This window comes from Arthrobacter sp. R4-81 (genome assembly GCF_054792365.1).
In genome coordinates this window covers 2,473,342-2,499,235 of record NZ_CP096445.1, presented here as the reverse complement: position 1 = coordinate 2,499,235, position 25,894 = coordinate 2,473,342, and the positions used below count along the sequence as shown (strand labels likewise).

At 62.7% G+C, this 25,894-nt stretch carries 26 protein-coding genes; 14 read left to right on the top strand and 12 right to left on the bottom strand.

Annotated features, from left to right (window positions below; all coding sequences use genetic code 11):
• Positions 1 to 7: 7 nt before the first annotated feature.
• Both M1E05_RS11730 and M1E05_RS11725 read left to right on the top strand, forming a co-directional pair.
• Positions 8 to 2,218: an RICIN domain-containing protein gene (locus tag M1E05_RS11730; protein WP_461163022.1), complete on the top strand. Its 2,211-nt coding sequence runs from the start codon at positions 8 to 10 to the stop codon at positions 2,216 to 2,218.
• Between the two features lie 139 nt (positions 2,219 to 2,357).
• Positions 2,358 to 3,668, top strand: coding sequence for a helix-turn-helix transcriptional regulator (locus tag M1E05_RS11725; RefSeq protein WP_461163021.1), 1,311 nt, complete (start codon positions 2,358 to 2,360; stop codon positions 3,666 to 3,668).
• A 132-nt stretch (positions 3,669 to 3,800) separates the two neighbouring features.
• Here M1E05_RS11725 and M1E05_RS11720 read toward each other — a convergent pair whose 3' ends face one another.
• Positions 3,801 to 4,646, bottom strand: a complete 846-nt coding sequence (locus tag M1E05_RS11720; RefSeq protein WP_461163020.1) for an SDR family oxidoreductase — start codon at positions 4,644 to 4,646, stop codon at positions 3,801 to 3,803.
• A gap of 66 nt (positions 4,647 to 4,712) precedes the next feature.
• On the opposite strand from M1E05_RS11720, the gene M1E05_RS11715 reads away from it, so the two are divergent.
• A complete protein-coding gene (locus M1E05_RS11715; protein ID WP_461163019.1) occupies positions 4,713 to 5,066 on the top strand; it encodes a winged helix-turn-helix transcriptional regulator in 354 nt (117 codons plus the stop codon).
• Here the strand turns inward: M1E05_RS11715 and M1E05_RS11710 are convergent.
• Both M1E05_RS11710 and M1E05_RS11705 read right to left on the bottom strand, forming a co-directional pair.
• Positions 5,063 to 5,287, bottom strand: coding sequence for a hypothetical protein (locus tag M1E05_RS11710; protein WP_461163018.1), 225 nt, complete (start codon positions 5,285 to 5,287; stop codon positions 5,063 to 5,065). The genes M1E05_RS11715 and M1E05_RS11710 overlap by 4 nt on opposite strands.
• A gap of 25 nt (positions 5,288 to 5,312) precedes the next feature.
• Complete coding sequence (locus M1E05_RS11705) at positions 5,313 to 5,861, bottom strand: MBL fold metallo-hydrolase (protein WP_461163017.1); 549 nt, start codon at positions 5,859 to 5,861, stop codon at positions 5,313 to 5,315.
• 120 nt (positions 5,862 to 5,981) lie between these two features.
• Between M1E05_RS11705 and M1E05_RS11700 the strand changes: the two genes are divergently transcribed.
• From M1E05_RS11700 to M1E05_RS11690, 3 genes are all read left to right on the top strand, one after another.
• Entirely contained in the window at positions 5,982 to 6,428 is a 447-nt protein-coding gene (locus tag M1E05_RS11700) for a MarR family winged helix-turn-helix transcriptional regulator (protein ID WP_461163016.1), read from the top strand.
• A 43-nt stretch (positions 6,429 to 6,471) separates the two neighbouring features.
• Positions 6,472 to 6,699: a hypothetical protein gene (locus M1E05_RS11695; RefSeq protein WP_461163015.1), complete on the top strand. Its 228-nt coding sequence runs from the start codon at positions 6,472 to 6,474 to the stop codon at positions 6,697 to 6,699.
• 161 nt (positions 6,700 to 6,860) lie between these two features.
• A complete protein-coding gene (locus M1E05_RS11690) occupies positions 6,861 to 9,410 on the top strand; it encodes an excinuclease ABC subunit UvrA (protein WP_461163014.1) in 2,550 nt (849 codons plus the stop codon).
• Between the two features lie 4 nt (positions 9,411 to 9,414).
• On the opposite strand, the gene M1E05_RS11685 is transcribed toward M1E05_RS11690, so the two are convergent.
• Positions 9,415 to 11,331 carry a glycoside hydrolase family 127 protein gene (locus M1E05_RS11685; RefSeq protein WP_461163013.1) on the bottom strand — a complete coding sequence of 639 codons (1,917 nt, stop codon included), beginning with the start codon at positions 11,329 to 11,331 and terminating at the stop codon, positions 9,415 to 9,417.
• Positions 11,332 to 11,444: 113 nt separating this feature from the next.
• Here M1E05_RS11685 and M1E05_RS11680 point away from each other — a divergent pair, with 113 nt between their 5' ends.
• The 5 genes from M1E05_RS11680 (at position 11,445) to M1E05_RS11660 (ending at position 16,137) form a co-directional block, all read left to right on the top strand.
• Entirely contained in the window at positions 11,445 to 12,464 is a 1,020-nt protein-coding gene (locus M1E05_RS11680; protein ID WP_461163012.1) for a LacI family DNA-binding transcriptional regulator, read from the top strand.
• 182 nt (positions 12,465 to 12,646) lie between these two features.
• Positions 12,647 to 13,642, top strand: coding sequence for an NADP-dependent oxidoreductase (locus M1E05_RS11675; RefSeq protein ID WP_461163011.1), 996 nt, complete (start codon positions 12,647 to 12,649; stop codon positions 13,640 to 13,642).
• A 71-nt stretch (positions 13,643 to 13,713) separates the two neighbouring features.
• A complete protein-coding gene (locus M1E05_RS11670; protein ID WP_461163010.1) occupies positions 13,714 to 14,571 on the top strand; it encodes an alpha/beta fold hydrolase in 858 nt (285 codons plus the stop codon).
• Between the two features lie 32 nt (positions 14,572 to 14,603).
• Positions 14,604 to 15,398 (top strand): strictosidine synthase, encoded by a 795-nt coding sequence (locus M1E05_RS11665; RefSeq protein ID WP_461163009.1) that lies wholly within the window; start codon positions 14,604 to 14,606, stop codon positions 15,396 to 15,398.
• 127 nt (positions 15,399 to 15,525) lie between these two features.
• Positions 15,526 to 16,137 carry a TetR/AcrR family transcriptional regulator gene (locus M1E05_RS11660; RefSeq protein WP_461163008.1) on the top strand — a complete coding sequence of 204 codons (612 nt, stop codon included), beginning with the start codon at positions 15,526 to 15,528 and terminating at the stop codon, positions 16,135 to 16,137.
• A 40-nt stretch (positions 16,138 to 16,177) separates the two neighbouring features.
• Here the strand turns inward: M1E05_RS11660 and M1E05_RS11655 are convergent, their stop codons facing one another.
• The 5 genes from M1E05_RS11655 to M1E05_RS11635 form a co-directional block, all read right to left on the bottom strand.
• The gene (locus M1E05_RS11655) at positions 16,178 to 16,579 is read right to left on the bottom strand and encodes a RidA family protein (protein WP_461163007.1); all 402 of its coding nucleotides are present in this window, start codon (positions 16,577 to 16,579) and stop codon (positions 16,178 to 16,180) included.
• An 18-nt stretch (positions 16,580 to 16,597) separates the two neighbouring features.
• Positions 16,598 to 16,966 carry a nuclear transport factor 2 family protein gene (locus M1E05_RS11650; RefSeq protein ID WP_458114123.1) on the bottom strand — a complete coding sequence of 123 codons (369 nt, stop codon included), beginning with the start codon at positions 16,964 to 16,966 and terminating at the stop codon, positions 16,598 to 16,600.
• A 92-nt stretch (positions 16,967 to 17,058) separates the two neighbouring features.
• Positions 17,059 to 17,643 carry a histidine phosphatase family protein gene (locus tag M1E05_RS11645; protein ID WP_461163006.1) on the bottom strand — a complete coding sequence of 195 codons (585 nt, stop codon included), beginning with the start codon at positions 17,641 to 17,643 and terminating at the stop codon, positions 17,059 to 17,061.
• Positions 17,644 to 17,728: 85 nt separating this feature from the next.
• Positions 17,729 to 18,304 carry an HhH-GPD-type base excision DNA repair protein gene (locus M1E05_RS11640; RefSeq protein ID WP_458114121.1) on the bottom strand — a complete coding sequence of 192 codons (576 nt, stop codon included), beginning with the start codon at positions 18,302 to 18,304 and terminating at the stop codon, positions 17,729 to 17,731.
• 52 nt (positions 18,305 to 18,356) lie between these two features.
• Positions 18,357 to 19,277, bottom strand: coding sequence for an SDR family oxidoreductase (locus tag M1E05_RS11635; protein ID WP_458114120.1), 921 nt, complete (start codon positions 19,275 to 19,277; stop codon positions 18,357 to 18,359).
• Between the two features lie 195 nt (positions 19,278 to 19,472).
• Here M1E05_RS11635 and M1E05_RS11630 point away from each other — a divergent pair, with 195 nt between their 5' ends.
• The 3 genes from M1E05_RS11630 to M1E05_RS11620 are packed head-to-tail and all read left to right on the top strand — an operon-like array spanning position 19,473 to position 21,875.
• Positions 19,473 to 20,663 (top strand): LLM class flavin-dependent oxidoreductase, encoded by a 1,191-nt coding sequence (locus tag M1E05_RS11630; RefSeq protein ID WP_461163005.1) that lies wholly within the window; start codon positions 19,473 to 19,475, stop codon positions 20,661 to 20,663.
• A 2-nt stretch (positions 20,664 to 20,665) separates the two neighbouring features.
• Complete coding sequence (locus tag M1E05_RS11625) at positions 20,666 to 21,145, top strand: MarR family winged helix-turn-helix transcriptional regulator (RefSeq protein ID WP_458114118.1); 480 nt, start codon at positions 20,666 to 20,668, stop codon at positions 21,143 to 21,145.
• On the top strand, positions 21,135 to 21,875 hold the full coding sequence (locus M1E05_RS11620) for a CE1759 family FMN reductase (protein WP_461163004.1): 741 nt from the start codon (positions 21,135 to 21,137) through the stop codon (positions 21,873 to 21,875). Before M1E05_RS11625 ends, M1E05_RS11620 begins: the two co-directional genes overlap by 11 nt.
• On the opposite strand, the gene M1E05_RS11615 is transcribed toward M1E05_RS11620, so the two are convergent.
• From M1E05_RS11615 to M1E05_RS11605, 3 genes are read right to left on the bottom strand one after another with little or no spacing between them, the layout of a single operon-like run.
• The gene (locus tag M1E05_RS11615) at positions 21,870 to 22,385 is read right to left on the bottom strand and encodes a GNAT family N-acetyltransferase (protein ID WP_461163003.1); all 516 of its coding nucleotides are present in this window, start codon (positions 22,383 to 22,385) and stop codon (positions 21,870 to 21,872) included. The genes M1E05_RS11620 and M1E05_RS11615 overlap by 6 nt on opposite strands.
• A 12-nt stretch (positions 22,386 to 22,397) precedes the next feature.
• Entirely contained in the window at positions 22,398 to 23,591 is a 1,194-nt protein-coding gene (locus M1E05_RS11610; protein ID WP_461163002.1) for a VWA domain-containing protein, read from the bottom strand.
• Positions 23,588 to 25,885: a DUF5682 family protein gene (locus M1E05_RS11605; protein WP_461163001.1), complete on the bottom strand. Its 2,298-nt coding sequence runs from the start codon at positions 25,883 to 25,885 to the stop codon at positions 23,588 to 23,590. The genes M1E05_RS11610 and M1E05_RS11605 overlap by 4 nt, the downstream gene beginning before the upstream one ends.
• Between the last annotated feature and the right edge of the window lie 9 nt (positions 25,886 to 25,894).

Genomic DNA, 25,894 nt, shown 5'->3' with positions numbered 1-25,894 from the left:
AAGACTAATGAAGGCTCTAGGAGTCTTTGTTGCGGCGGCGTCATTGTTGACGCTGCCGGTGATCAGTGCCCAGGCTTACGCGCCGGAGGGCGGGGTTGTCTATCAGGTCCCCAGCGAACAGCCGTGCCTGAAGGGACGTGGCAACTGCGCTATCTACGTGAAGTCGGCGCAATTGCCGAGCGGGCGGCTCGTGGCGACGTTCGAGAAGTCGACCGTTGTAGCCGAGTCCCAGGGAGCTGCCGGACAGACCCTCCCGGTCTATAAGAGCGACGACCAGGGCACGTCCTGGCAGCCGCTCTCAGAGGTCAAGGCGCCTGCCTATCTCTCGAGCGACCCGCAGTTCGCAAAGTACACCAGCAACTGGGGGAGCCCCTACCTATACACGCTGCCGCAGGACGTCGGGGACCTGAAGTCGGGCACATTGCTCCTCGCGAGCACCGTTACGGGTGAGGACGCTTACTACAAGGAGCACAAGGCGGCCGATCCGAACTGGGTGCCGACTAATGACGGCGACCGCTCCGACATGGCCCTCGCTCTCTTCTCCAGCACCGATAGCGGGGTGACGTGGAACCTCGTCAACGTCATTGCGACCGCTGGCTGGCAGGGTGGCAGCGCAGGTGCGACCGGGGTGAACATCGCCGCCGCAAACACGAACAGGCAGGTTGATCCCATCTGGGAGCCATATCTGATGGTGCATGCCGACAAGCTCGTTGCCTACTACTCCGACGAGAACGACTACCTCGGCTTCGATCCGGCCACCGGCGTGCCGATCCTCGATCCGAACAACGGCACGGCTCCCGATTCCGAGGGCCAGATCCTGGCGCACAAGACCTGGGACGGCAGCAGCGCATCCTGGAGCGCGCCTGTCGTTGATGTCGCAGGATCCACTCAGAACATGGGCAACGGTAAGACCCAGATAGGCGGGGGACGCCCCGGCATGACCACAATCGCGCAGACGACCGACGGCAAGTGGCTCCTGACGTATGAGTACTGGGGCGGCGGAACCAACGTCAAATTCAAAATCGCCGATGACCCGCTGAAGTTCCATGCCGCCAGTGATTTCGATGGCAATGAGATCACCGGGTTGCCCGTCGACGCCGGTTCCCGTTCCCTGGCACAGGGTGGCAGTCCGGTCCTGATCACTCTCCCGGACGGACGGATCGTCTACAACGCTGCCAGCAGCGGAAACGTGTGGGTCAACGAAAGCGGACGCAGCGATGGCGCATGGACGGAATACCAGACCCCCGTCGGAGCCGGCTACACGCGCAACCTTCAATACGTGAACGGCACCGGGCGGGTGGTTATCCTGCAGGCGAGCTGGGGCGGCCCCGGCAGCCCGGCCGTGATTCGCTTTGGTGAGGTGGACCTGGGAAACTCCGACGGAACCTACTACCGGCTGGTGAACCGGAAGACCGGCCAGGTCATGGGCACCGGGAACAACACCAACGACGCCAACATCGGCAACGCCAATGTCCCGGACGTCGTCCTTGAAACGGCCGACGCGGTGCAGAACCCGGATACCCAGTACTGGCATGTGGTCACGAAAGCAGACGGCAATAAGACACTGCTGAATAAATCGGGCGGCCGTGAAGCGTCTATCTGGACAGCAAACGCGACAGTGGGCCAGCGCATCGGACAGTGGGTGGACAATAAGGCCGCGGGCAGCTGGAACGTCATTGACAACGGCAATGGTTACTCCCGCCTCCAGGCCGTGAAGAACACGAATCTGTATTTGACCGGCGGTGCTTCCGGGTCCCCGTTGACGCTGCAGAATTCGGCTACCGACGGTTCCCAGGAGTGGCAGCTTGTGGCAGAGCCGCGGCCGCTGGCTAAGACCCTGGTGGGGGCGCAATCAGGTAAATGTCTCGATCTGAAGTCCTTCGCGACAAGTGATGGCGCTGTGGTTGATATCTACACCTGCAATGGCGGCGCCAACCAGGACTGGACGCTCGACTCCTCCGGGCAGCTGGTCAACGCACATTCGGGCAAGTGTCTGGATGTGAGCGGCCACTCAATCTCAAATGACGCCTTGGTGCAGCAGTGGACCTGCACCGGCGCCTCCAACCAGAAGTGGACGCACAACCCGGTGACCAGACAGCTCATCGGGCAGCAGTCCGGCAAGTGCCTCGACGTCAAAGAGGGAGGCACCACAAATGGCTCCCGAGTGGTGATCTGGACTTGCGGCAGCCAGACGAACCAGCAGTGGACTATGCGTTAGGAACAAAAGGGTTGGTGCGGGTTCTTCCCAGGAGGCCCGCACCAGCCGCAATGCCCCGAGGGAAATGGGTGTAGCGGGGATTCGTGATGGCTCTGGCTACACTTTCAGGTGGTCCGCGGTTTCCGGATAGTCTGTCGGGATGAGCACATCGGGGCAGTCACTCGTATCAGCGCCACCACCATTCCCCGTTGATGGGATGTGGCCGGTTCTTCGCACGGTAATGGCTGTGGCACAAGCTCCCCTCAATACCATCGCCGAGCGGCTGTTCGAGGCTTTATTGCCATATTCGGGGGGCAGCTCGCTGGTCATTTTCACTGAAGACTGCACCGGGCGTCCGCAGAAAAAGGCGGGGGAGGAAGGGATAATTTCCCGGGTTTCCATCCCTGAACTTCAGAGTTTGCGGGCATCCCTGACTGACGATCAGCCTTGGTACGGGGACGCTGAGATAGCAGTGCGGCACCGGCCGGTTCTCGCCATGAGACATGCGCCCAGCAACGCCCTGCTCGTCATCACCGATCCCTGCCGTTTGGAAAGGGTTGCGGCCGACCCGTCGTTGGAGCTGATTCAGTACTTCTGGCAGCTGGCCGCGCAAAGGATTCAGGAGAAGGTCAAGGACGCTCCGCCGTCGTACTTGCTGGAATCCCGGGCGGCATCCGCCGAGCGCATACGCGTAACGGGGGAACTGGTGGACCAGCACTCCACCACCCTGGAAACACTCCTGGCGGCCCTTCGGTCAACTTCACTGAACGATGCCGCGGCTCGCTCAACGGTCACGTCACTGACCGCCAAGGCACTGGTAGGGCTGCGCACGCTGAGCGACCGGACCGCCGATCTCGTGGAGGAGCCGGTGGCAACAGCTTTTGAGCGGCTGCGGGAGGATCTTAGGCCACTGACCCGGTTCAGCGGCATCAGCGTCCAGTTCATCGAACCGCCTCTGGGCGGGAGGGCCCTGCCCGGAGAGGTCGCCCATGCGGCGAGGGCGATTGTCAGGGGATTGCTGCTGGCAATGATGGAACAGCCTGAGGTCCGGAGGGTGCGGGCGCAGTGGGACTGCGATGGAGAGAACCTCCTAATAAACGTGCGCGACGACGGACTGGGCGCCCTCTCGGCGGAGGACCCCGGAATTGGCCGGCTCGACCGGCGGGTCCAAGCACTGTCCGGCCGCATGCAGATCGATGTCATGACCGGCTGGGGCGCCGACGTCAGCGTCACCCTGCCGCTGGATCCACCGGCAAAGCCGGCAGGTGATGTGGCCGCTTGGAATCTCGCTGCCCGCGAGCTGGAGGTCCTTCAGCATCTGGCAGCAGGTGAGCGCAACCGCACCATCGCCTCCGCTCTGAACATCAGCGAGAACACGGTGAAGTTCCACGTATGGAACCTTTTCAAAAAGCTCGACGTCGGCTCACGCACCGAGGCCATCGCGCTGGCCCACAGCCATGGCCTGCGCTGAACCTGGGATCATCAATGGGCTCCGCGGATTCTCACCTATCCCTTTGGGTAGATAGTGAGTTCGAGGTGCCGAATAGTATTGCCGCTAAGTCACTCTCTGAGCGGGCCAGCCGGTCCGACCGACGCCGACGGGTCAGTTCATCACGTCGCGCAGCCATTGTTCGATGGTGCGCGGAGTAAGTCCCAGCAGCTTCTGGGCGGATCGGTCCTCGGGGATCGGTTCGCCGAGCTGTGTCTGCCGGTGCTTGTAGGACTCCACCACGGGTATGGCTGCGTCTGAGCCGAACAGCGGAGTGATGAGCTGACCGTACTGGTCGGGGGCGATGCTCTTGAACCGGACGGGTGCCCCAAGGTATCGGGAGAAGCCCATGGCGAGGTCTGCGCCAACCAGACCGGGCAGAGCGCCGACAGAGACAATGCCTGTTACCGAATGGTCCACAAGCAAGCGAACGACGACGTCAGCGACGTCCAGATGTGAGCTCCAGGACGTGATGTAGTCCTCCCGGAGCGGGTAGTGCAACAGGCCTTCCTCACGCGCTGGTCGGAAAGTGACCGGCAGCAGCAGGTTCTCCAGGTACAGCCGCGGCTCGACGATGGCATGGGACACATCGCCTTTAGCGAGCTCCCGCACCATCACATCCGCGGGGCTGGCGCCGTCGCCGGTCATCTCCACCCTGTACCCGCTGGTGGAGAACACCACGCGTCCCGGCTTTGCCAGGCGGATCGCCTCGCCGATCGCCTGTGCGTAGGCAATCTGATCTTCGCGGCGCCCGATCGGGAGATGAATGAACACTCCCTCAGCACCCTCATAGGCTGCTGCCAGGGAGTCGGCGGAGCGGAAGTCGACCGCCACGGCCGCAGCGTTCGGCATCTTGGAGGTGTCACGGACAGCGGCCTTGGCCAGGCATCCGGCAGCGGTCAGAGCGGAGAGGACGGGGGACCCTTGGGCGCCGGTGGCGCCATGCACGATGTAAACCATGACCCCATTACTGCATATGGTGCATCGGTTACATCAACTGCAGTATTGCGTCTAACATCGTTTTTCATGAGATTTGATCACTGTTCGCTGGATGAATGCGGCGTGGCGCGCTTCCTGAGTCTTCTCGACGGACCTTGGGCCACGTTGATCGTGCGTGAGCTCCTCAAAGGCCCGCATCGATTCAGCGAGCTCTTTGGCGCCCTGCCCGGCATCAGCGCCCACACCCTCACCAGCCGGCTCCGCAAGTTCGAACGGCACGGGCTGGTCACCCGCACCGCCTACGCCGAAATCCCGCCTCGAGTTGTCTACGAGCTCACTCCAACCGGGCAGGAACTCCGCCGAGTGCTCGAGGCAATGAACGACTGGGCGCTCACCATCCCCGACAGCGCATTCGACCCCGTTACGACTGATTCCATCTAAACGGAGTCGGAACTCCAGGCCCCGGCCTCCAACGTCAGCCGGTCCGCGATCCCGGCTTCAGTGAACGCCTCGACGAGTTCCTCACGCCCTCCACGGAAATGCGCCCAGCCTTCGAAATGGGCAGGGACGACCCGGCGCACGCCAAGCAACTTTGCGGCTTGGGCCGCCAGGGCGTTGTCCATGGTGACGAGTGCACCATCAAGCACTGGCTTATGCCTCACCCCGCCAATAAACAGCACTGCAACATCAATCGGCCCAACCCGCTCGGCAATCTGTTAGGGGCAAGGAAGCGTTGTCACCGCTGACATACACACTGGCGTGCCCGGGAGCGGTGAGCAGGAAACCGATGACGTCGCCGGCAACATCCTCGCTCCCCTCAGGGCCGTGCAGGGCGGGCATGGCGGTGACAGTTACAAGCATTCCATCGGGCGCCTCAAGCGTGGTCTTTTCCCAAAACTCAAGGCCCTGCGCGGAGCCGCCGAGCCTCCGCGCCCCGCTGGCTGTCGTTAGGGTTACGGGCACCTGAGCCAGGAATTCCCGCCCCGACCGGTCGAGGTTATCGTCATGCTCGTCATGGGACAGAAGGACTGCGTCAACCTTGCCAAGGTTCTCCGGGCTTGCGGGGGAGCGTTCGGTCTTCACCAGGGAGAACCCGGGGACTGGAGTGGGATACTCGCCCGGTTCGTCAAAGGTCGGATCCGTCAGTAGGCGCAGGCCGGCATAGTCGATGACCACTGTAGGGCCACTGAGCACTCGGATCGGGACGTCCAATTCGGCACTGTGTGTCGTTGTCATGTGATGCTCCTCGCGGGGTAAAATCATTCCACGGAAAGTATTCCTTGGAACAGAAATGCGCCGCCAGCCCTTACCGTCAGGTAACGGCTGGTCGGCATGGGTGGGATGGATAGGTGTGAGATGCCCGATCTGAAGGGGCTGTACCACGATCTAGTGCGGTTTGAGACTGAGTTGTGGGCGGTCGTCGATGCCCGGTTGCGCAGTGAGTGTGATCTCCAATTGACCTGGTTCGAGATAATGCAGCGTTTGGGGAAGGCTTCAGGTAAGAGAATCCAGGACCTGGCGGGCGATTTCGCCATCAGTGTGGGTGGCACCAGCAAGGTAGTGGATCGCATCGAGGCCGCGGGATACTGCAGGCGTATTCCCAATCCGGATGACCGCCGCTCGGCCCTCCTGGAACTTACCGAGGAAGGCAGGATCAAGCTCTCACAGGCCCTGCCGGTATTTGAGGATGAACTGGATCGGCGGTTCCGCCCGGTCCTGGGATCGGCGGAACTCGAACGCATGGAACTGAGCCTTCGGCTCCTGCGCGCCAGCGCCTTTTCGGAGACCGGGCGGGCGGCCTAGCTCCGCTTAGGCCGCCGGGGGCGGGCATTGAGAGGATACCGAAATGGTGCCCGCTGTTGCCCTGCAGTCGTGCGAAGCCGGCGCCGGCGGCATCCGTAACCGGTTCCATGAGCACCTCGCCTCCGAGTTCCTTGGCCCGCTCAATAGTGTCGGGAATGCTTGCCACGAGCACGTAAAACACAGCGTAATCGGGCAAGCGGCCAGCGTGATCGAAGATTCCACCGACCGGGCCCGAACCCCGCCACCGAATTCAGCGCGGGACCATTCGTAGCTCTCTCCTGACTGCCCCGGGGGGCTTGATCGACTTTCCCGTCCTGACCGTCGGGCACCACTTGAAGTGACCACCACCGGAGGGTCGGGACTGATCACCAACGTATCAGATATAGTTGCCGAGGAATATAAATCGGGAAGTTCGAAGATGCCGGAGGAACCATGAAGACAGCTCAGGAGTTGCCCGCCGATGGCCATCAATGGATGCCTCCGCTGGCAATCGAAGTGCGGGGAGCGAAGGTTCACAACCTAAAGGATGTGGACGTGACTGTGCCGCTTCGGCAGTTGGTCGCCATCGCGGGGGTGTCCGGTTCGGGCAAGTCATCACTGGCCATGGGTGTCCTGTACGCAGAGGGATCGCGCCGCTATGTGGAAGCACTGTCCACGTATACACGCCGACGGATGTCGCACGCGCCCAGGGCGGCGGTAGACAGTGTCAGGCATGTCCCGGCCGCTCTTGCCCTACGCCAGCGGCCAGCCGTTCCCGGAGTGCGGAGCACGTTTGGAACGTCCACGGAGTTGCTCAATGTTCTGCGGCTGATGTTTTCGCGTCTAGGGTCCCACGTCTGCCCGAACGGGCACCGCCTGCAGCCGACCATTGACGTGGCCGCGAACAAGGACCTGGTGTGCCACACGTGTGGGGTTGAGTTTTATCCGCCGGGCGCTGAAGTGCTTGCGTTCAACTCCGACGGCGCGTGTCCCGGTTGCTCGGGGACCGGCATTGTCCGCGACGTAAATGACGCCGCGCTGGTGCCTGACGAGACCAAGTCCATTGAGGACGGCGCGGTGGCTCCTTGGTCGATGTTCGGGCTGACCGTGATGCCGCAGGTGGTCGCTGAGTTTGGTGTGCGCACATACGTGCCGTACTGCGAGCTCACTCCCTGGGAGCGGGAGGTGGTCATGCACGGGCCCGAGGAGAAGAAGCATATTTCGGTGCCGTCCAAGAACGGCAAGCTGTTTGAACTGAACTTCACCTATAGGAATGCGCGTCTGGCCGTCCAAGAGGCGATGAATAAGGCGACGACCGAGCAGGGCCTGTCCCGGGTGAACAGATTCATCAGCGCCCAGGTCTGTCCGAGCTGCCACGGCTCACGCCTGAGCGAGCAGGCCCGCAGAAGCCAGGTCACAGGAAGGAACCTGGCGGAGGTGACAGCGATGACGCTTGACGAGATCACCGCGTGGGCGCCCACCGTGGAGGAAGCCTTGCCGGCAGAGATGCGTCCCATGGCCCGGAACCTCGTTACGAAGCTGCTGGAGATGGGTGAGCGCCTGCTCGAACTAGGCTTGGGATATCTCAGCCTCGACCGGCCGGGTTCCACTTTGTCCACAGGGGAGAGGCAACGCGTGCAACTGGCACGGGCGGTCCGCAACGAAACGACAGGGGTCCTCTACGTGCTGGACGAACCCTCCATCGGCCTGCACCCAGCCAACGTTGACGGACTGCTGGGCGTGATGAGGGACCTGCTGCGTGACGGCAATTCTGTGGTGTTGGTCGACCACGATGTCCAGGTGCTCCGGGAAGCAGACTGGCTGATCGAGATCGGCCCCGGCTCCGGAGGCGAAGGCGGAACGATCCTGGCCACCGGCACAGTCAAAGATCTGGGCCAGAACCCCGAGTCCCTGGTGGGCGGATTCCTCACTGGACGTGAGGCAGCTGTCATCCGCAAGCGCACCGTCGTCGAGGAAATCTACAATCGTGGCCGCATCCGCTTGAGCACGTCGCCGCTACACACTGTTCACGCCCTGACGGCAGACATTCCCCTGGGAAGACTCACGGCAGTGACCGGCGTCTCGGGCTCCGGAAAGACCACCCTCATCCTTGACAGCCTGGTTCCGGCAGTCCATGCAATAAGCGAGGGTTCAGCGGTTCCCTCCCACGTAAGGAGCATCGACGCTCCCGGCATCACCCGGGTGTCCACCGTAGATGCCACTCCGATAGGTATAAACGTCCGTTCGACTCTGGCCACATACAGCGGAGTTATGGATGACCTCCGCCGCCTGTTCGCCTCCCTGGACGCAGCAAAACGTTCCGGGCTAAAGGCTGCAGACTTCTCCTACAACACCGGTTCGCTGCGATGCCCACGCTGTGAAGGGACCGGCCAGATCATCCTCGACGTGCAGTTCCTCCCGGACATGGACATCGCCTGCCCGGACTGCAACGGCACCCGCTATGCACCGCAAGCAGAGCTCATACGGCGCTCATCCTCCACTGACAGCGGCCAGCCCACCAGGGAGTTCTCCCTGCCGGAGCTGCTGGCAATGACAGTAAAGGACCTGATCGTTCACCTGGGTGATATCCCGAAGGTGCGCACCAAACTGCAGACTCTCCTGGACCTGGGACTGGGCTACCTGACCCTTGGTGAAAGCACTCCGACACTCTCAGGCGGTGAAGCGCAGAGGTTGAAGCTTGCTTCTGAACTTCATCGAAACCAAGCAGGAACCCTCTTCGTTCTTGACGAGCCGAGCGTAGGCCTGCACCCGCTGGATGTCCGTACTCTGCTGACCGTGCTACAGCGACTGCTGGACAAGGGGGCCACGGTCATCGTCATCGAACACGATCTGGACATGATTGCCAACGCGGACCACGTCATCGACATGGGCCCCGGTGGCGGCAGCGCCGGTGGAACCATCGTCGCCACCGGCACCCCCGGGCAGGTTGGCGCCAACGTCAGGAGCGAGACCGGGCGATACCTTAGGCGGCTTAGCCTCTGACACATCAGGTGGCTTCATGGATCCACACGGTCATGTCTGCCTGGCCACGGTTCGCCCAGGAAAAGTAAGGTACAGCCGTCAGCGCCAGCGGTGCAGGGTCAGTTGGCGACGTCGGATAGAGGTCCCCGTCATCGGATGAACTGACGGCAGTTGCTGCGGCATGCAGAGTGACGGCTCCGGTTCGGTCGTCGGTAACTGCCGCCAACTCGCTGGACCGGGGCAGGGTAATAGTGCTTACCGGCACGGTGTGGTCCACGCCTTCAAGGCAGTAGACAAGCGGTCCCCAGGCCAGAGACACTTTGCCGATCGCCGAGGCGACATTGGCGTTTGCCCAGGTCCGCCGGGGAGCAAGATTCAGGTCCATGATCAATGTGTCGCCGTCATCCCAGGTTCGGGCCAGGGATAAATAACCGTCACGAACATCCGTTGTGTCCAAGGGCAGGCCGTTGAGCGTGGCCACTGGCCTGCTCCAAGACGGGATGCGCACTGAAAGGGTGAAGGCCACTGCTTCTGGTGTGCCCACGATGATCTCCGTTTTGCCGTGTCGTGGGTACTCGGTTATCTGCCGGAGGGTGATGTCGCCACCGTCCAAGGAGAATTGTGCTGTGCCGGCGATGAACAGATTGATCAAAGCTTCGCTGCTCCCTTGGGAGTAGGCGTACCGTCCGAGCTCGCTCAGGAGCCTGGCCAGGTTTGGCGGGCAGCAGGCCACGCCGAACCATTCCTGACGGTGCACACCGCCCTTGCTGGCAAGGGGATTCCCATAAAAGTAGTGCGTTCCCTCCGCAGAGGCGCCACTCAAGACTCCGTTGTAGAGGGCACGTTCCAGGACATCTACATACCCTCCGTCGTGACGTGTGTTGGCCATCCGTTGGGCCCACTGGACCAGGCCGATGGCGGCGCAAGTCTCAGCGTAAGCATGTTCGTTCGGGAGGTCGTAGTCGGGGCCGAATCCCTCGATGGAGTGGTCCGAGCCGATGCCGCCAGTGATGTAGAGCTTTTTGCTGGTCAGGTTCTCCCAGAGCACCTCGCAGGTTTTGGCGAGTTCAGTATCGCCGTATTCGGCTGCAAGGTCAGTCAGAGCGGAATACATGTAGACAGCCCGCACCGAATGCCCGACTGCCTCCTCCTGAAGAGCGACAGGTTGATGGCTCTGGTTGTATTCACGGAAACGCTGGACTTGCCCGGGCCGCTGGGGGAACATTCCGGCGAAGTAGCCCTCGTTGCCACGGCGCTCCTTTTCAAGGTCGAAGTAGAACGGCTGCTGCCCGCGGCTTGTGATCAGCTGATGGCTCAGTTCGAGATACCGGCGCTCCCCGGTGGCACGGTAGAGCTTGACCAGGGCAAGCTCGATTTCCTGATGCCCGTCGTAGCCGCCTTCACACTGCCCTCCGGGGCCGAATGTGGTGGCAATGAGGTCCGCATAGCGTCGGACTACCCCCAGGAGACTGGTTTTGCCCGTGGCCTGGTAGTGGGCAACGCCGGCTTCAATAAGATGCCCGGCACAGTACAGTTCGTGGCCGTCCCTCAGGTCGGTGAACCGATCACCCGGGCGAACCACAGTGAAGTAGACGTTTAGATAACCGTCCTCCTGCTGGGCGCCGTCCAGAAGCTCGATCGCCTCGTCCACGGCAGCTTCAAGTTCCGGATCCGCGGAAGTGGCCAGGCAGTAGCTTGCGGCTTCGATCCATTTGGCTACGTCGCTTTCCCAGAAGATGTGTGGCTCAGGCTCCCCGGTCTTCCAGGCCAGCTTCAGTGCTTCAAACTGACCGCCTTTGCGCATCTGCTCTTCCTGCTGGGGCAAGGTCCGGCTGCGCACCACTTCACGTTTGGGCGACCAGAAGCGGTCATCGATAACTACAGCCGCAAGGGGCAGCGGAGACAGGGGGCGCCCGGTCCGGGCAAAGGCTGGGGATGCCATGGTTTTGATCCTTCGAAATATGAAAAAGCCTTTCGAAAAGCTTTTCGAAAGGCTTTTCGAAGCTCAAACGTAGTAGCGTGGATCTGCAGCTGTCAAGGGAAAGGGAAGCGTTCATGGGAGTTCAACCATCCGCCACGGCACCCCACAAAAGCCCAACGCTGGCAGATGTGGCAGGTGCCGCCGGAGTTTCAATAGCGACCGCTTCAAAAGCGCTGAGCAATCGTTACGACGTCGCCGAGGCAACGAAAGCGCGCGTCCTCAAGGCTGCCGAGGAGCTTTCGTTTTCACCGAACCTCCTGGCCCGCGGCCTGCTCGGTGGCCGAACCCAGTCTGTTGGAATCATCACGAGCGATCTTGAAGGCCGGTTTTCACTCCCGATCATGATGGGAGCTGAAGGCGCCATGGCCGCAGACAGGTCCACGGTACTGCTATCCAATTCGCGGGGAAATCAGGAGCTGGAACTACACCACGCCAAAGCGCTATTGAGCCGCCGCGTCGATGGCCTGCTCCTCGTCGGCGATGCTCCCGAGCCCAGGCCGCCGCTGCGCCTTAAGACAGCCGTACCCGTCATCTACGTCTACGCTCCGTCATTGGATCCCGCCGACACATCCTTCGTCTGCGACAACGCTGCTTCCGCAAGGTTGGCCACTGAAAGGCTCATCAGCGCCGGACGTAAAAAGATTGTGCACCTGGGAGGTCCAGTGCAGTCGTTGGCTGCAATTGACCGTGCCGAAGGCACGCGTCTGGCTGCAGCTGCAGCGGGACTGGAACTCGTTGGGGGCGAACCTGCGATGGGGGATTGGCACGAAACCTGGGGCTGGTCCTCGGTGCATCGGCTCCTCGATGCAGCCAAAGAATTCGACGCGCTGGTCTGCGGTAACGATCAAATTGCCCGTGGAGCAATGGACGCGCTGGAAGTGCGGGGGCTGAGCGTACCCGGAGACGTTGCATTGGTTGGATTCGATAACTGGTCAGTGCTGTGCGCGGATGTGCGACGACCGTTCTCCAGCGTCGATTTGAACCTGGACGGGCTCGGGAGTGCGGCCGTCCAAGCACTCATCACGCCCGGCGCACTCGTTGCGGGAGTCCATAAACTCCCCGGCCTCATCGTGGACCGGGGGAGCATTGAGTGACCTTTTATTCCTGAATCAATAGAGGAAGCCTCTGCCGATTGGTAGAGGCTTCCTCTCTTTGAGGCCGATGCCGGCTGCCCCCCTTGACAGAATAATGACTGACCTCATAATTGAGTGAGCTCGTCTATTTGATTGGGCCGCATGCCCATTCACTCAACTTCCACCAACCAGGAGCAGGCAGCATGAGAGCGTTCGTCATCAAGGAGTACAAGGGTCCACTCGAGGAATCGGATGTTCCCGAGCCAACGGTGGGGGAGCGTGATGTTCTCGTGCGGGTGCAGGCTGCAGGCCTGAACGTGCTCGATGAGAAGATCCGTGCGGGCCAGTTCAAGCAGATCCTGCCCTACAGGCTGCCTTTGATTCCTGGCAATGATGTGGCCGGAACCGTAATCCGGGTAGGCGCCGCCGTACTCGCATTCAAGCCGGGGGACGAGGTTTACGCCCGGCCGGATCAGGACCGTATCGGCACATTCGCCGAGCGGATCGCCGTCGACGAGGCTGATCTGGCTCTCAAGCCGGAATCGATCAGTATGGAGGAGGCCGGATCCTTGCCCTTGGTGGCATTAACCGCATGGCAGGCCCTCGTTGAGCGCGCCAATGTCCAGCCGGGACAGAAGGTCCTCATCCACGCCGGCGCCGGGGGAGTCGGTTCGATCGCGATCCAGCTCGCGAAGCATCTGGGTGCAACCGTCGCCACCACCGCAAGGGCCGGGAACCTGGACTTCGTGCGCGGACTCGGCGCAGACATCGCCATCGACTACCGTGGCCAGGACTTCGAACAGCTTCTGAGCGGCTACGACCTTGTGCTGGACAGCCTCGGCGGCGAGACCCTTCAAAAATCGCTGCGGGTGCTGCGGCCCGGCGGTATGGCAATCGGGATTTCCGGACCTCCGGACCCGGCATTTGCCCGTGAAGCAGGCCTGAATCCGCTGCTGCGCCTCGCCATCACAGGCCTCAGCGCTGGCATCCGCCGTCAGGCCAGGAAGCTGGGCGTCAGCTACGAGTTCCTGTTCATGCGCGCCAGCGGTGACCAGTTGCGCCAGATCACCGCCCTCATCGACAGCGGTGCACTGCGCCCTATCGTCGGAAGGGTTTTCCCCTTCGACCAGACTGCCCAGGCCCTTCAGGGCCTTGAAAAGGGCGGCATTCGCGGCAAAGCAGTCATCAGCAACAGCTAGCCCTGCCTGGAACCAGGCGAGCACGCCCCTCGCACAGCACAATCAACAACTTTTCCCATAGGAACACCATCATGAATACCTTGAATGAACCCGTCGTAAGCTCTTACGCCAATGCACCGGCCCGCACAGTCAGCGCGGGAGGCGTCAGCTACGCCTACCGTGAGCTCGGCCCGAAGGGCGGCATCCCCGTCGTCTTCTTCGTGCACCTCGCCGCGACCCTCGACAACTGGGACCCACGCATCGTCGACCCGATCGCGAAGAACCGCCACGTCATCACCTTCGACAACCGCGGCGTCGGCGCGTCCACCGGCCAGGTGCCCGACAGCGTCGAGGCGATGGCCGACGACGCCTACACCTTCATCCGAGCACTCGGATTCGACAAGATCGACATCTTCTCGTTCTCCCTCGGCGGCGTGGTCGCCCAGGCCCTCGTGGTCAAGCACCCCGAGCTCGTTCGCAAGCTCGTGCTCACCGGCACCGGGCCCGCCGGCGGCAAGGACATCGACAAGGTCGCCGGAATCACGTACTTGGACATCCTGCGCGCGAGGCTGACCCGGTCCGACCCGAAGGAGTTCCTCTTCTTCAACCGCGACGCAACCGGCAAGCCGGCCGGCAAGGCGTTCGTGAAGCGGCTCCAGGAGCGCACCGTCGACCGTGACGCCCCGGCCACGGTGCAGGTGCTCCAGACGCAGCTGAAGGCGATCAAGAAGTGGGGCCGCTCGGCGCCCGCCGACCTGTCGAAGCTCACCCAGCCCACCCTGATCGCCAACGGCGACAACGACCGGATGGTGCCCTCGGTACTCTCCAACGACCTGCACCGCCGCATCAGCGGATCCGAGCTGATCATCTACCCCGACTCCGGCCACGGCGGCATCTTCCAGTTCCACGACCGGTTCGCGCCCGTCGCGGTTGAGTTCCTCGCCCGCTGAGCCGGCATCCGAAGTCACCCGAAGGAAAAGCCATGACCACCACAACTCCGTACACGAAGAAGCCGTTCGCATCATCGATCCTGCTCTGGATGCGCACCGACCAGCCCCGGCAGGCCGGCATGAACCACTGGAAGGGCCCGCACGCGAAGCTCCTCTCGGATAGCCCGGGGTTCGATGAGTACCGGCAGAATCATCTCGCCGCCTCCAACCCCGGGCTCTGGCCCGCAACCCCCGGCGTCGAGACCACGATTCCCGCGGACCGCAGGATCGACGGCGTCGCCGAAGTCACGTTCCAGTCCGCTCTGTCGCCGCTGTTCGGCAGGAAGCAGACCCGCCTCGCCTACAAGGACGAGATCAACGTGTTCCGGCGCACCATCCTCTATGCCGGGCCGCCGAACTCGACCCGCTGGTACCACGTCGCCCGGCCCGGCGAGCAGACCGGGGCTCGAGCCCTGGTCTATCTCAGGAGACGAGACGGAGTCGGCACCCGACAGTTCCGGAAGTACATCGCCGACGAGCTCGTGCCAGCGCTCGCGAAAACGAGCATACTGAGCGAGCTGCGAACTCAGGTGTTCATGCCCTGGAACCAGAAGCTCTGGGACTCGCCGGATGTCGCGCACGACAATCCCACCGACCAGCGGCTCCACGCCTCGCTGACCCTCGGCTTCGCCGACGCATCCGCTCGGGCGGCGTTCTTCGACAGCGATGACGTCAAGAAGCCGTCAGGGCCGCTGTCGGCATTCGCCTCCGCCGTGCACGCCTACGACCTCTCCGACGCGCTGACCTTCGTGAAGGACGGGCGCATACTCCCGCACTACGAGGCGTAGACGCCGGCGGTCTTCCTCGGTACCAGGATGGCTGCGTGAAAGAATGAACGAAGGCAGATTCGAGCTAAACAGTTCTGACTAAGCTCCGTAACCAGCAAAATCAGAATACTTTTCCGGAGGAAACGTAATGTCAGTCACCCCTCAGCAGGTTGGACGGCGTGAGCGCAACAAGCAGCACAAGCTCGACCGCATCACGGCAGCCGCCCTGGAGCTCTTCTCCGAGTATGGTGTGGATGAGGTCACAACCCAGCAGATTGCAGACAAAGCCGACATCGGCACGGGCACCCTGTTCCTCTATGCCAAGACCAAAGCGGAACTGCTCCTGTTGGTACAAAACTCCACCTACGCCGATGCGCTGGTCACGGGCAGAGCGGCCGCCGAGGGGATCCCCGACGTACTTGAGGCGGTCATGGCGATCGTCCGCCCGGTGGTGGAGTGCAACCGGAAACAGATCGACAATGGCCGGACGTATCTCCGGGAGCTGGTGTTTGGCGACCCCCAGGAACCACACCACCGCGATGCCCTCACTCTGACCGTTCAGACCGAGGAAGCCATTGCCGGTGTGTTGGGGCGTGACCCGCGCGTCGGGCCCGGCGATGCTGCAAAGCTCGCGCACATCGTCTCGGCCATCATGTTTGTCAGCATGGCGGCCACCATCAACATTTCCAGCTCTGTCGACGAAATCCTCACTGAGATCAGCGAGCAGGTCCGTGTTCTCTTGCCGACGAGCTCATCCTGAACTCCGCGTGTGGAATAGCCGCACGTTCAGGAGAGCATTTTCACGGGAGCACGGCCGCAACCGCGCTGATCTCCACAAGCGCACCGGGTACGCCCAGTCCGGCTACGCGTGCCCCGGTCACCAAGGCGGGTTCATCGGACGCGAGCTCTGAGGCGATTGCCCCGTAGGCTGCTGCGAGGTCGACTCCGTCCACAAAGAGCACTGTCCATTGCACGACATCGCCGAGAGTCGCGCCCGCCGCTGCGAGGGCCTTTCTGACGTTTTCGAGGGCGCGGGCAGACTGCATGGCCACGTCGCCTGCACCGACGAGCGAGCCGTCGGCGTCGACAGCGTTCTGTCCGCCGACGTAGATGGTGGTCGCGTCAGGGGGCACGATGGCCACGTGACTGAAGGCCGGGCTTGAAACGAGTCCCTCCGGCCGGATTCGTTGGATGGGTGCCATGCCGGTTATGCCTTGAGCTCAGGTGAGTTGCGAGAACATGTCGTTCCCGCTGGCCGTCGTGGCAGGGACTTCCTGGAGAACATCCCAGTGCTCGATGATTTTGCCGTCGTCGCTGAAGCGGAATATGTCAACGCCGGCAGAATTGAACGTTTTGTAGTGCGAATGGACTGCGATGAGATCACCTTCGGCGATGACACGGTGAACTTCGACGTCGACGGGACCGAACTGAGCGAAAAAACTTTTTACAGCCTGCAAACCATCGCCGAGCATCGGATTGTGTTGCTTGTAGTTGTCCACAATCAGCTCACCGAAAGCTTCCGTGTCACCGGCTCGAAAGGCGTCGAAAAGACGTGCCACGGTCTCTTTGTTTGACTCTGTTGATGTCATGATTGGACCTCCTGCCGACCCGTTTCGCTCAAAGGTTACGTGCGGATGGCACCGCCGACAAGAGTTCCGCTAAGCCTTGGCGAACCTTTCCGTCAGCCTGGGACGCCTACAGTTACCTGTTCGCCGTTGAAATATTCGAGCTGCCAGCCATCAACAGCGTGGTGGTGGGCGAGGTTCAGAGTGGCGTTGTCGATGCTGTGGAGTGTGCGGCCAATGGCGCGGCTGAGGCTTACACGGAGGAGCGTGCCGTGGGCGATGACAAGGACACGGCCGCCTGGAAATTCCTCGGCCAGTGCTTCCAGGGCGCCCAGCCCGCGGCGGGCAACATCATCCTCCGTTTCGGCCCCGAGGTAGCCACCGGGGATGCGCAATGCGTCCAATTCGGGGCCGGCGCACAGGCCTTCGGCGGGTCCGAAGCTCCGTTCGGCGAGACCAGGCACCCGCCGGGTCACGTGGAGCCCCAGCCCCGCGGCAATCAGGTCGGCTGTTTCAGCGGCACGGCTCAGCGGTGAGGATACGATCACGTCCCATTCGTAGCCGGACAGGACAGCGACGGCGTCACATGCCTGGCCACGGCCGACGTCGTTCAGTGGGATATCGGTGGCTCCCTGCAGCCGGCGCTGCGCGTTCCAATCTGTTTGACCATGGCGGACGAGGGCGAAAGTCGTTAGAGTCACGCGTTCATTCTGCCCCGACAGGGGTGCATGCGCCCAAAGAGAGGCGCGTTCTACGCCGTATGGTTACAGTGCGTGAGCTTTCATATCACGTCTTCGCGGCTTTGGCTGCGGCCTTTGCAGCCTGTTTGCTGGCGCGCACTTTTCTCAGCGATTCCTGGTCAACGATGTCGGCGACAGAAAGAAATGCGTTCTCCTGGCCATAAGTACCAGCAGCCTCACGCCAGCCTGCTGCCTGAAGCCCCCGCTGTTTGCCGAGCAGCGCCAGGAAGATCTTCGCCTTTTGCTCTCCGAACCCCGGCAATTCCTTCAACCGGCGGAGCACTTCCTGTCCATCGGGTTCGTCCCGGGTCCAGATGGCAGCCGCATCCCCATCCCAGTCACGCTGAATAGTCTCGGCGAGCGCCTGGACCCGGCCGGCCATGGAGCCGGGGAAGCGGTGGATCGCAGGACGCTCTTTGAAAACCTCAACGAAGCCCGCGGGGTCGTATTCGGCGATTGCGGCCGGGGCCATTGATCCTATGCGTGTCCGGATCTTTTCGGGTCCGGCAAATGCGGATTCCATGGTCACCTGTTGGTCGAGCAGCATGCCGACCAGGAGTGCGAAGGCGTCATTGCTGAGTAGCTGGTCGGCGGCTGAATCACCGGTGATATGCAGTTCCATGCGCCCATCCTCCCATGGGCGGTGTTTCGGAGTCAGGGGAAGTTGCACTGAGTTACAGCGCTTGGCGTTCGATTGCATGGCCGAGGCTGGTGATCAGCCGCGCTATTGAATCCTCAGGAGTGGGAAGGGCGCCGAAGACCTCCCGTTGTCGGGTAGTGTCGGCGACGTACCGGCCGGTCTGGAACCAGTCGATCATCGAACCGAGGTCCTTCAACATGGGGTTCACAGGCCCAAGGACGGTGCTCATTGTGCGGACGTATCTGGCGGGGATCGCCTGCACCTTCATCCTCTTGCCGAGGAGCCGTCCGGAGATCTCGGCCACCTGCTGCATGCTTACCGGCCGGTCCCAGCCGATATCGATCCGCTGGCCTTCCACGCCGGGAGCATCCACTGCCGCTGCAAGACAGCCGGCAACGTCAGGCGTCAGCACGAACGTGACCGGAATTCGCGGGTCGCCGAGCCACCGGAAGCGTCCATTGGTGACCGGGTCGCCACCAAAACGGGTGACCTGGTCGAAGAACGCGCCGGGCCGAAGCGCCACGAACGGTATGCCCAAGGCCTCAAGCCGGTCCTCGGCCAGCTTCTTGTGCCAGAAGTGCGGGACGCCGGGAGTCTGGTCGCAGGTAAGGATGCTCGTCAGGACGAATCTGCGGACCTTGGCGACACTTGCGGCCTCGACGAGGTTGGCGTTGCCGACGATGTCGGTTTCGGGTGTGTCACCCTTCCGATGCCGCGTATAGCCCGCCGCCGTGGTGATAACGCAGTCGACGCCGTCCATCGCCCGCCGCAGCGAGCCCGGGATCATCATGTCCCCACGGGCAATGGTGGCCCCGGCGGCTTTCAGGCGGGCCGCATCCGAGCCGACACGCACGAGGGCTCGGACCTGCTTTCCTCGCGCCAGCAGCTCGGTCACAACCTGACCTCCCAGCATACCGGTGCCGCCCACCACCAGGACGGGTCTGTCGTCACTCATCGCAGGACGTCTAGTTCCGTTGTCACGTACTCATAGCCCGTTTCGCGGGGAATACCCGACTGTCGGGACCGTTCTGTTTTCCCATACACGTAGTGTCGCAAACCCCGGGGCCCTTGTCCTGCGAACGAAGAAAGTCCACCGGGAATACATGACTGCGCATGTTGTTGTACCTCAGGACAATGAAAGGCGGACATCATGCAGTTCGGTATATTTTCGGTAAGCGACGTTACAAAGAACCCTGTTACAGGGGAGACCCCCAGCGAGGCAGAGCGCATCCAGGCGCTTCTGCGGATAGGGCAGAAGGCAGATGAGGTTGGACTTGACGTCTTTGCGATAGGGGAGCACCACAACCCTCCGTTTGTATCGTCGTCCCCCACGACCCTCCTCGCGGCGGTTGCTGCGTTGACGAAGCGGATCATCCTCAGCACATCAGTCACGTTGATGACGACGAACGATCCCGTCAAGCTGGCCGAGGATTACGCCATGCTCCAGCACATCGCCAAGGGACGGCTGGACCTGATGGTCGGCCGCGGCAACACAGTTCCCGTGTACCCGTGGTTCGGCAAGGACATCCGCAAGGGGCTTCCGCTCGCGCTCGAGAATTACAACCTCCTGCACCGGTTGTGGCGTGAGGACGTGGTCGACTGGGAGGGTGAGTTCCGCACTGCCCTCCAGGGCTTCACCTCGACTCCGCGCCCGCTCGACGACGTTCCGCCGTTCGTCTGGCACGGTTCCATCCGGACCCCTGAGATCGCCGAGCAGGCCGCCTACTACGGCAACGGCTTCTTTGCGAACAACCTGCTCGCTCCAAACTTCCACTTCAAGCCGCTAGTGGACCTGTATCGGCAACGCTTTGAGCACTACGGGCACGGCACTGCGGCGCAGGCGATTGTGGGGCTGGGCGGCCATTCGTTCATCGCCAGGAATTCCCAGGACGCCGTCAACACCTTCCGTCCGTACTTCGAAGGCTCCCCGATCTACGGCCACAGTTACGGCCTCGAGGACTATATGGAAAGCACCCCGATGAGCGTCGGGAGCCCTCATCAGGTGATTGATAAGACCCTGTCCTTCCAGGAGGGTTTCGGCGACTACCAACGCCAATTGTGGGTGGTTGACGCGTTCGGCCTCCCGATCGAGCAGGTACTTGAACAGATCGAGATGCTCGGAACTGAAGTGGTCCCGGTCCTGCGTAAGGAAATGGACGCGCGGCGCGCACCGGGCGTTCCCGATGCCCCCACTCATGCCAGCCTGGTGCAGGCCAAGTACGGCGCCGGTGCTCCCCGTCAGCCAAAACCCCGCGCCAACCGCGGTGACAACCTGACCGGCAGTTCGCCTTACCAGGACAGCGATCCGGATCTGATCGCCCGCTTCCCGACGGTGGTCTGACGATGACACGCGACGCCCGCCTGGCCAACGAGGCCTGGGAAGCGCTCTTCCGGGCGCAGACAGCGATCGTGAGGGAGCTCGAACAAAGCGATATCTGGGCCGATCTTCCGCCTCGCGACTACGGCGTCCTGTATGCCCTCTCGACCGCACCGGAAGGCAAACGCATCACCGAACTGGGTGAGGACGTGCTCCTCACCCAGCCCGGATTGTCGAGGCTGTTCGTCCGCCTTGAGAAGAGCGGGCTGGTCCAGCGGTTCAACGATCCTGACGATAAGCGCGTATCCCGGATGCGGCTCACGCCTGCCGGTGCCGCTCTCCAGCGCAGGGTTGGAGCCCGGCACGCCATGCAGGTCGCCGACGCGATGACCCGAACGCTCGACGCCGGCAAGCTCGCCTTGCTGCGGGATCTGTGCCGGGAACTCGCAGCAACACCACACCCCTCAACAGCCCCAAAGAACGGACCCCACAACCATGAGCGCTGATCCAGGCCCAACCCGGGCTGCAGTTTCTCTCGTCGTCGTCACGGCGGGGGTCAGTGAAGCGTCGTCGACCCGTATGCTGGCAGACCGCCTGGCCGGGAAAACCACCGCCCTGCTGGCTGAACGGGGCGGCTCCGCGCGGGTTCGCGTCATTGAGCTGGCTCCCCTCGCCATTGATATTGCCCGCGCCACCACCGCAGGTTTCCCCGGCAGCACCATCGAAGAGGCCATGAAAACACTCTCGGAGGCCGACGCAGTCATCGTGTCGACTCCCGTCTATAAGGCCAGTATCAGCGGTCTCCTGAAATCCTTTGTGGATTTGATCGACAACGACCTCCTCATCGGTAAGCCCGTGATGATCGCCGCCACGGCAGGAACGGCACGTCACGCGCTCGTCGTCGACGACCATTTGCGCTCACTCTTTGCCTATTTCCGCGCCTTGACCCTGCCCACATCAGTGTTCGCAGCGCCCGAGGATTGGGGCTCGCCGGCATTTGGCGAACGGATCGGACGCGCCGCTCAGGAACTCGCCCAGGTCATCGGTACGGGCGTCGGCCGCGCTATCGCGGACGCTGCCTGGAATGGCTACCAGCACGAGTTCGCCAGCCGGGCCACGAGGGCTGCGCAGACCACCCAGGACCTCGACTTCGACTCCACACTCATGCAGCTCGCAGCAGGCGGGTCGGGCCGAAACTCCAACGCTCAAAGGTCGCACCCAGACAGCGGCTCATAGCTCTCGAAAGTAGTAAAGCAGCGGGTCAGTCCGATTCGGTTCGGTGTTTCTGAACCCCCGGGCTTCGTAGAACCGGCGTGCCTCGGTATCGTCGCCGTCAACGTTGATTTCCAGCAGTTCGCCGCCCCGACGGCGGACCAGGTCGCAGGCTTCGGTGAGGAGCGCACTGCCCAAACGTCGGCCTCGTAAGCCGGGACGGACGTAGAGCTCGTCCAGGATCGCAACGGGGCCGTCGGACCAGACGTTGGGCCGGAAGCTGAGCACAGCGAGTCCGGTTGCCGGCTCGCCGATGAGCAATGCGACCAGATCGTCCCCGGGCAGCAGGTACGTCAGGCGCCTTTTCAAGGCGTCGGGGCCGGGGGTGGGGGTGTCGAACTCGGTATTGAAATCATGTAGCAGTCGGGCAACGGTTGCGGCATCGGCTGTAGTGGCCCGCCGGGGGATCCTAGCGCTTGCAGACTCATCAGCAGTCACTGCTTCATCATCCTCGGCCCGTGACCCGGCGTCCACAAGTAACAATCCTCATTGCTGCGTCTCGTGATTTGTCACGATGTCGTGCGCAGCTGCCCATTCGCCCACATCCCTGCGTTCAATGGCCGCTGCCATCATCTCCGGAAACAGATCTGGCGTGCAGGCGAAGGAAGGGACTCCGATGCCCGCTAAGGCGGCGGCATGGTTTGCGTCAAAGGTCGGGTGGCCGCTGTCGCTCAACGCCAGCAGGGCTATCATGGTGGCTCCTGATCCCACGATGGCGGCGGCCCTTCTCAGCATCTCCTCGGCTATGCCGCCCTCGTAGAGATCACTGATGAGCACCAGGATCGTCTCGGTGGGCTGGGTGATCTGGTTCTGGCAGTAGGCGAGCGCCCGGTTTATGTCCGTTCCGCCGCCGAGTTGCACGCCGAAGAGCACGTCCACCGGATCCTCGAGGTCCTCTGACAGGTCAACTACTTCCGTGTCGAAGACCACCAAGCGGGTGCGCACTGACCGAAGCGAGCTCAGCACAGCCCCGAACACGCTGGAGTACACCACCGACTCGGCCATGGACCCGGACTGGTCGATGCACAGGATGATCTCGCGTTGTACTTCCGTGCTGCGCCGTGCAAACCCGACCAGCCGCTCGGGCACGATGGTGCGATGTTCAGGCTGGTAGTGCTTGAGGTTGGCCGCGATGGTGCGGTTCCAGTCGATGTCCCGATGGCGGGGGCGTCTGGTCCGTGCCGCTCTGTTCAATGCTCCGGAAACGGCTTGAACTGTTTTGGAGCGCAGCCGCTCCTCGAGCTGGCTGGTCACTTGGCGGACCACCATCCTGGCGGTCTCGCGGGAGTGCTCGGGGATAACCCGGCCGAGCCCGATGAGCGTGCTCACCAGTCCGATGTCCGGCTGCACGGTGCGCAGCATCTCCGGTTCCAGGAGCAGCTGCCGCAGGCCGAGCCTCTCCATGGCGTCCGCCTGCATCACCTGAACTACGGAGGAAGGGAAATATCCCCGGATATCGCCGAGCCAGCGGGACACCCGGGGACTGGACGCGCCCAGGCTTCCCGGGCCCTTTTTCGGAGGCCCGTACAGTTCATCCAGGGCACGGTCACGGAGCTGGTCGGCTGCCGAGAGGGCTACGCTTTGGCCTTCGGCTGTTGTGACGCCGTCAGCTCCATGTCCGCCGAGCACCAGGCGCCAGCGGCTGAGCCTGTCGCGGCCATCAGAGTTCGTGTCAGTCACGATTTCGTCTTCCATCCCAGGTACCTCGCCATCGTGCGGATTGCCGGCCCCGCGTCTGCCAGGTCAAGCGCCATCGTGTTTGCAGTCTGCCTGAGATCATCAACCCGGCTTAGCTGCTCGCCGATCTCGCGCCGTTCTGGCGGGCCGAACAATGAAAAGGTTCTTCGCAGCAGGGGTAACACGTCGGCAAAGACTTCGTCCTGTACCCCGGTGATCCATTCATCGACGATCTGCAGCACGCGCCGGTCGTGAATCAGCAGCACGGCGTCGCCGGACAGCATGCCATCGAGCCAGGCGGCGGCTTCCGGGGCGGGAGTGGCGATGGAAAGCCGACGGCTGAGCCTGGCCGCAACCTGGTCCCTGTCCACCAAGCCAGCGTCCAGCAACAGCCTCGTGGCGCGCCCGGCGACAGCTCCGTGGATCCGATCCGAACCTGAAACAGCGGCCAGCGCCCGGTGCCAGTCGTCCAGCGGCAGCTCCGGCAACAGTGACAAACCATGCTGTGCTGCGTCAATGGCCCGTCTCATTACTGCAGCGGCTTCATCGTCCAGGCCGGCGCAAGCTACCGGCAGGCCAACACAGGCCCGCACCACAGTCGTGTCAAGAATTTTCCGCACTTCCGTAACGTCCACTTCGCGTACGTTGCCGTATCGGCAGGTCCGGGCCAGAGGGGCAATGGTCTCCAGCAGCGGCGGAACATCCTGCTGCAAAGCGGCGCGCTCTGCGAGGACCGACACTACGGCGCTGATCCCGTCAGGAAGATCGGCGAGGAGACAGCTTGCGAGCAGGTCGCTGAGTTCGGTGAGGCCAGTGGCAGCCTGGGCGCGTTCGGAAACATATGTTGCGGCTGCTGAGGCAACGGTGGTGCCATAGCGGCTGGCTTCCACCACGGCGACAGACAACTCGGGCTCCCAGCGCAGTGTCCACGCCTCCTTGAACGTGCCTGTGGTCCGGCCGGTTTCACTGGGGATACCCCAGTCCACTCCGAGCAGCGCCAGCCTGTGCAGCAGTACCGAGCGGGCCAGCTGATTCGGCTTGCGCAGGTCGATCGTCAGGACTTCTTCCATTGCACCGGGTTTCAACCGCAGCGTGCGCTGAGTGGCAGCGAGATCAGCGGCCAGCGGAACGGTGGGCGCTGACTCCGGCACGTTCCCCAGCTCAAGTCCGACCGTGATTTCGCGGTGCACCAGGGCCAGCGGCAGCGGTGAGCCGTCACAGAGTACGGCCTGCGCGGCATCGTCCAATTCAGTGAGTCCGGGGCTAGGCCGTCCACGTACCGCAGCCAAGGCATTTGCCATCCGGGTTGCTTCCACGACGGACGCTGTGGACGCGTCGAGGTTTTCCCTGCGCAGAGTACGGGCAACGCGGACCAGCCAGGTGGTGGCCACATCTCCGGTGGAATCTTTCCCAGTCCAGTGGGCGAACAGATGCTGATACCAACCGGGCGCGGTGACGCCCGCACCGTATCCGCTGCGCAGACTGAGTCGATCCGAGGTCCACGGCACCCACGTGACGGAAACTTTTGCTTTGGGCAGGCCTGCCAGCAGCTTGTTGTCGGCGGAAACCGGGGGAAAGCCGGCGGGGAGCAGCGCCGGGGCGTGGTAGGCACCGCACACCACAGCAATGGTTCCGTGCCCTTCACGGATGGCAGCGCGCAGGAGCCGGCGCATGGCAGCCTCCCGCAGGTTGTTCTCCTTCACATCCGGGTGGTCACCGGGCCTGTTGTCAACCGCCCGGATTTCCGCAATGGCGTCGGTGATGGCAGCAAACCGGTCCACGGGACCTGTGTTCCGGTGCTCGATTGCGTCCTCCCACCAGCGCTCGGCGTCGGCGTAACCTGCAGCCTCCGCCAGCATCGCAATGGCGTCGGGACGGTATGGCTGTTGCACGTCCACAACAGGACCTGCGTCTTCAACGGAAGTGCCGCCGTCGTTCTCTGATAACTGCGGTTCGGCGGGCACAGCAGCCAGGTGCAGCGCGAAGGTGTGCGCCGCGGGCAGGTCAATTGCGCGCACCTCTGTTCCGGTCGACAGGGCCCAGCGGATGGCCACCCACTCCGGGGAGAAGCTCGCCAGCGGGTAGAACGAGGCCAGCCGCGGCTGGTCATCCACGTAGATCAGCCCTGCCACGGGCGCCGTCATCTCCGGATCCGAGAGCAGCGGCAGAACCTGGTCAAGTTCCGGCGGACCCTCAACCAGCACCAGATCCGGGCGGAGGGTTGCCAGGGCTTCGGCGACCGAGTGCGCGGAACCGGGACCGTGGTGCCGGATCCCCAGGACGTGGACGTCTGTCACGGATCGGTT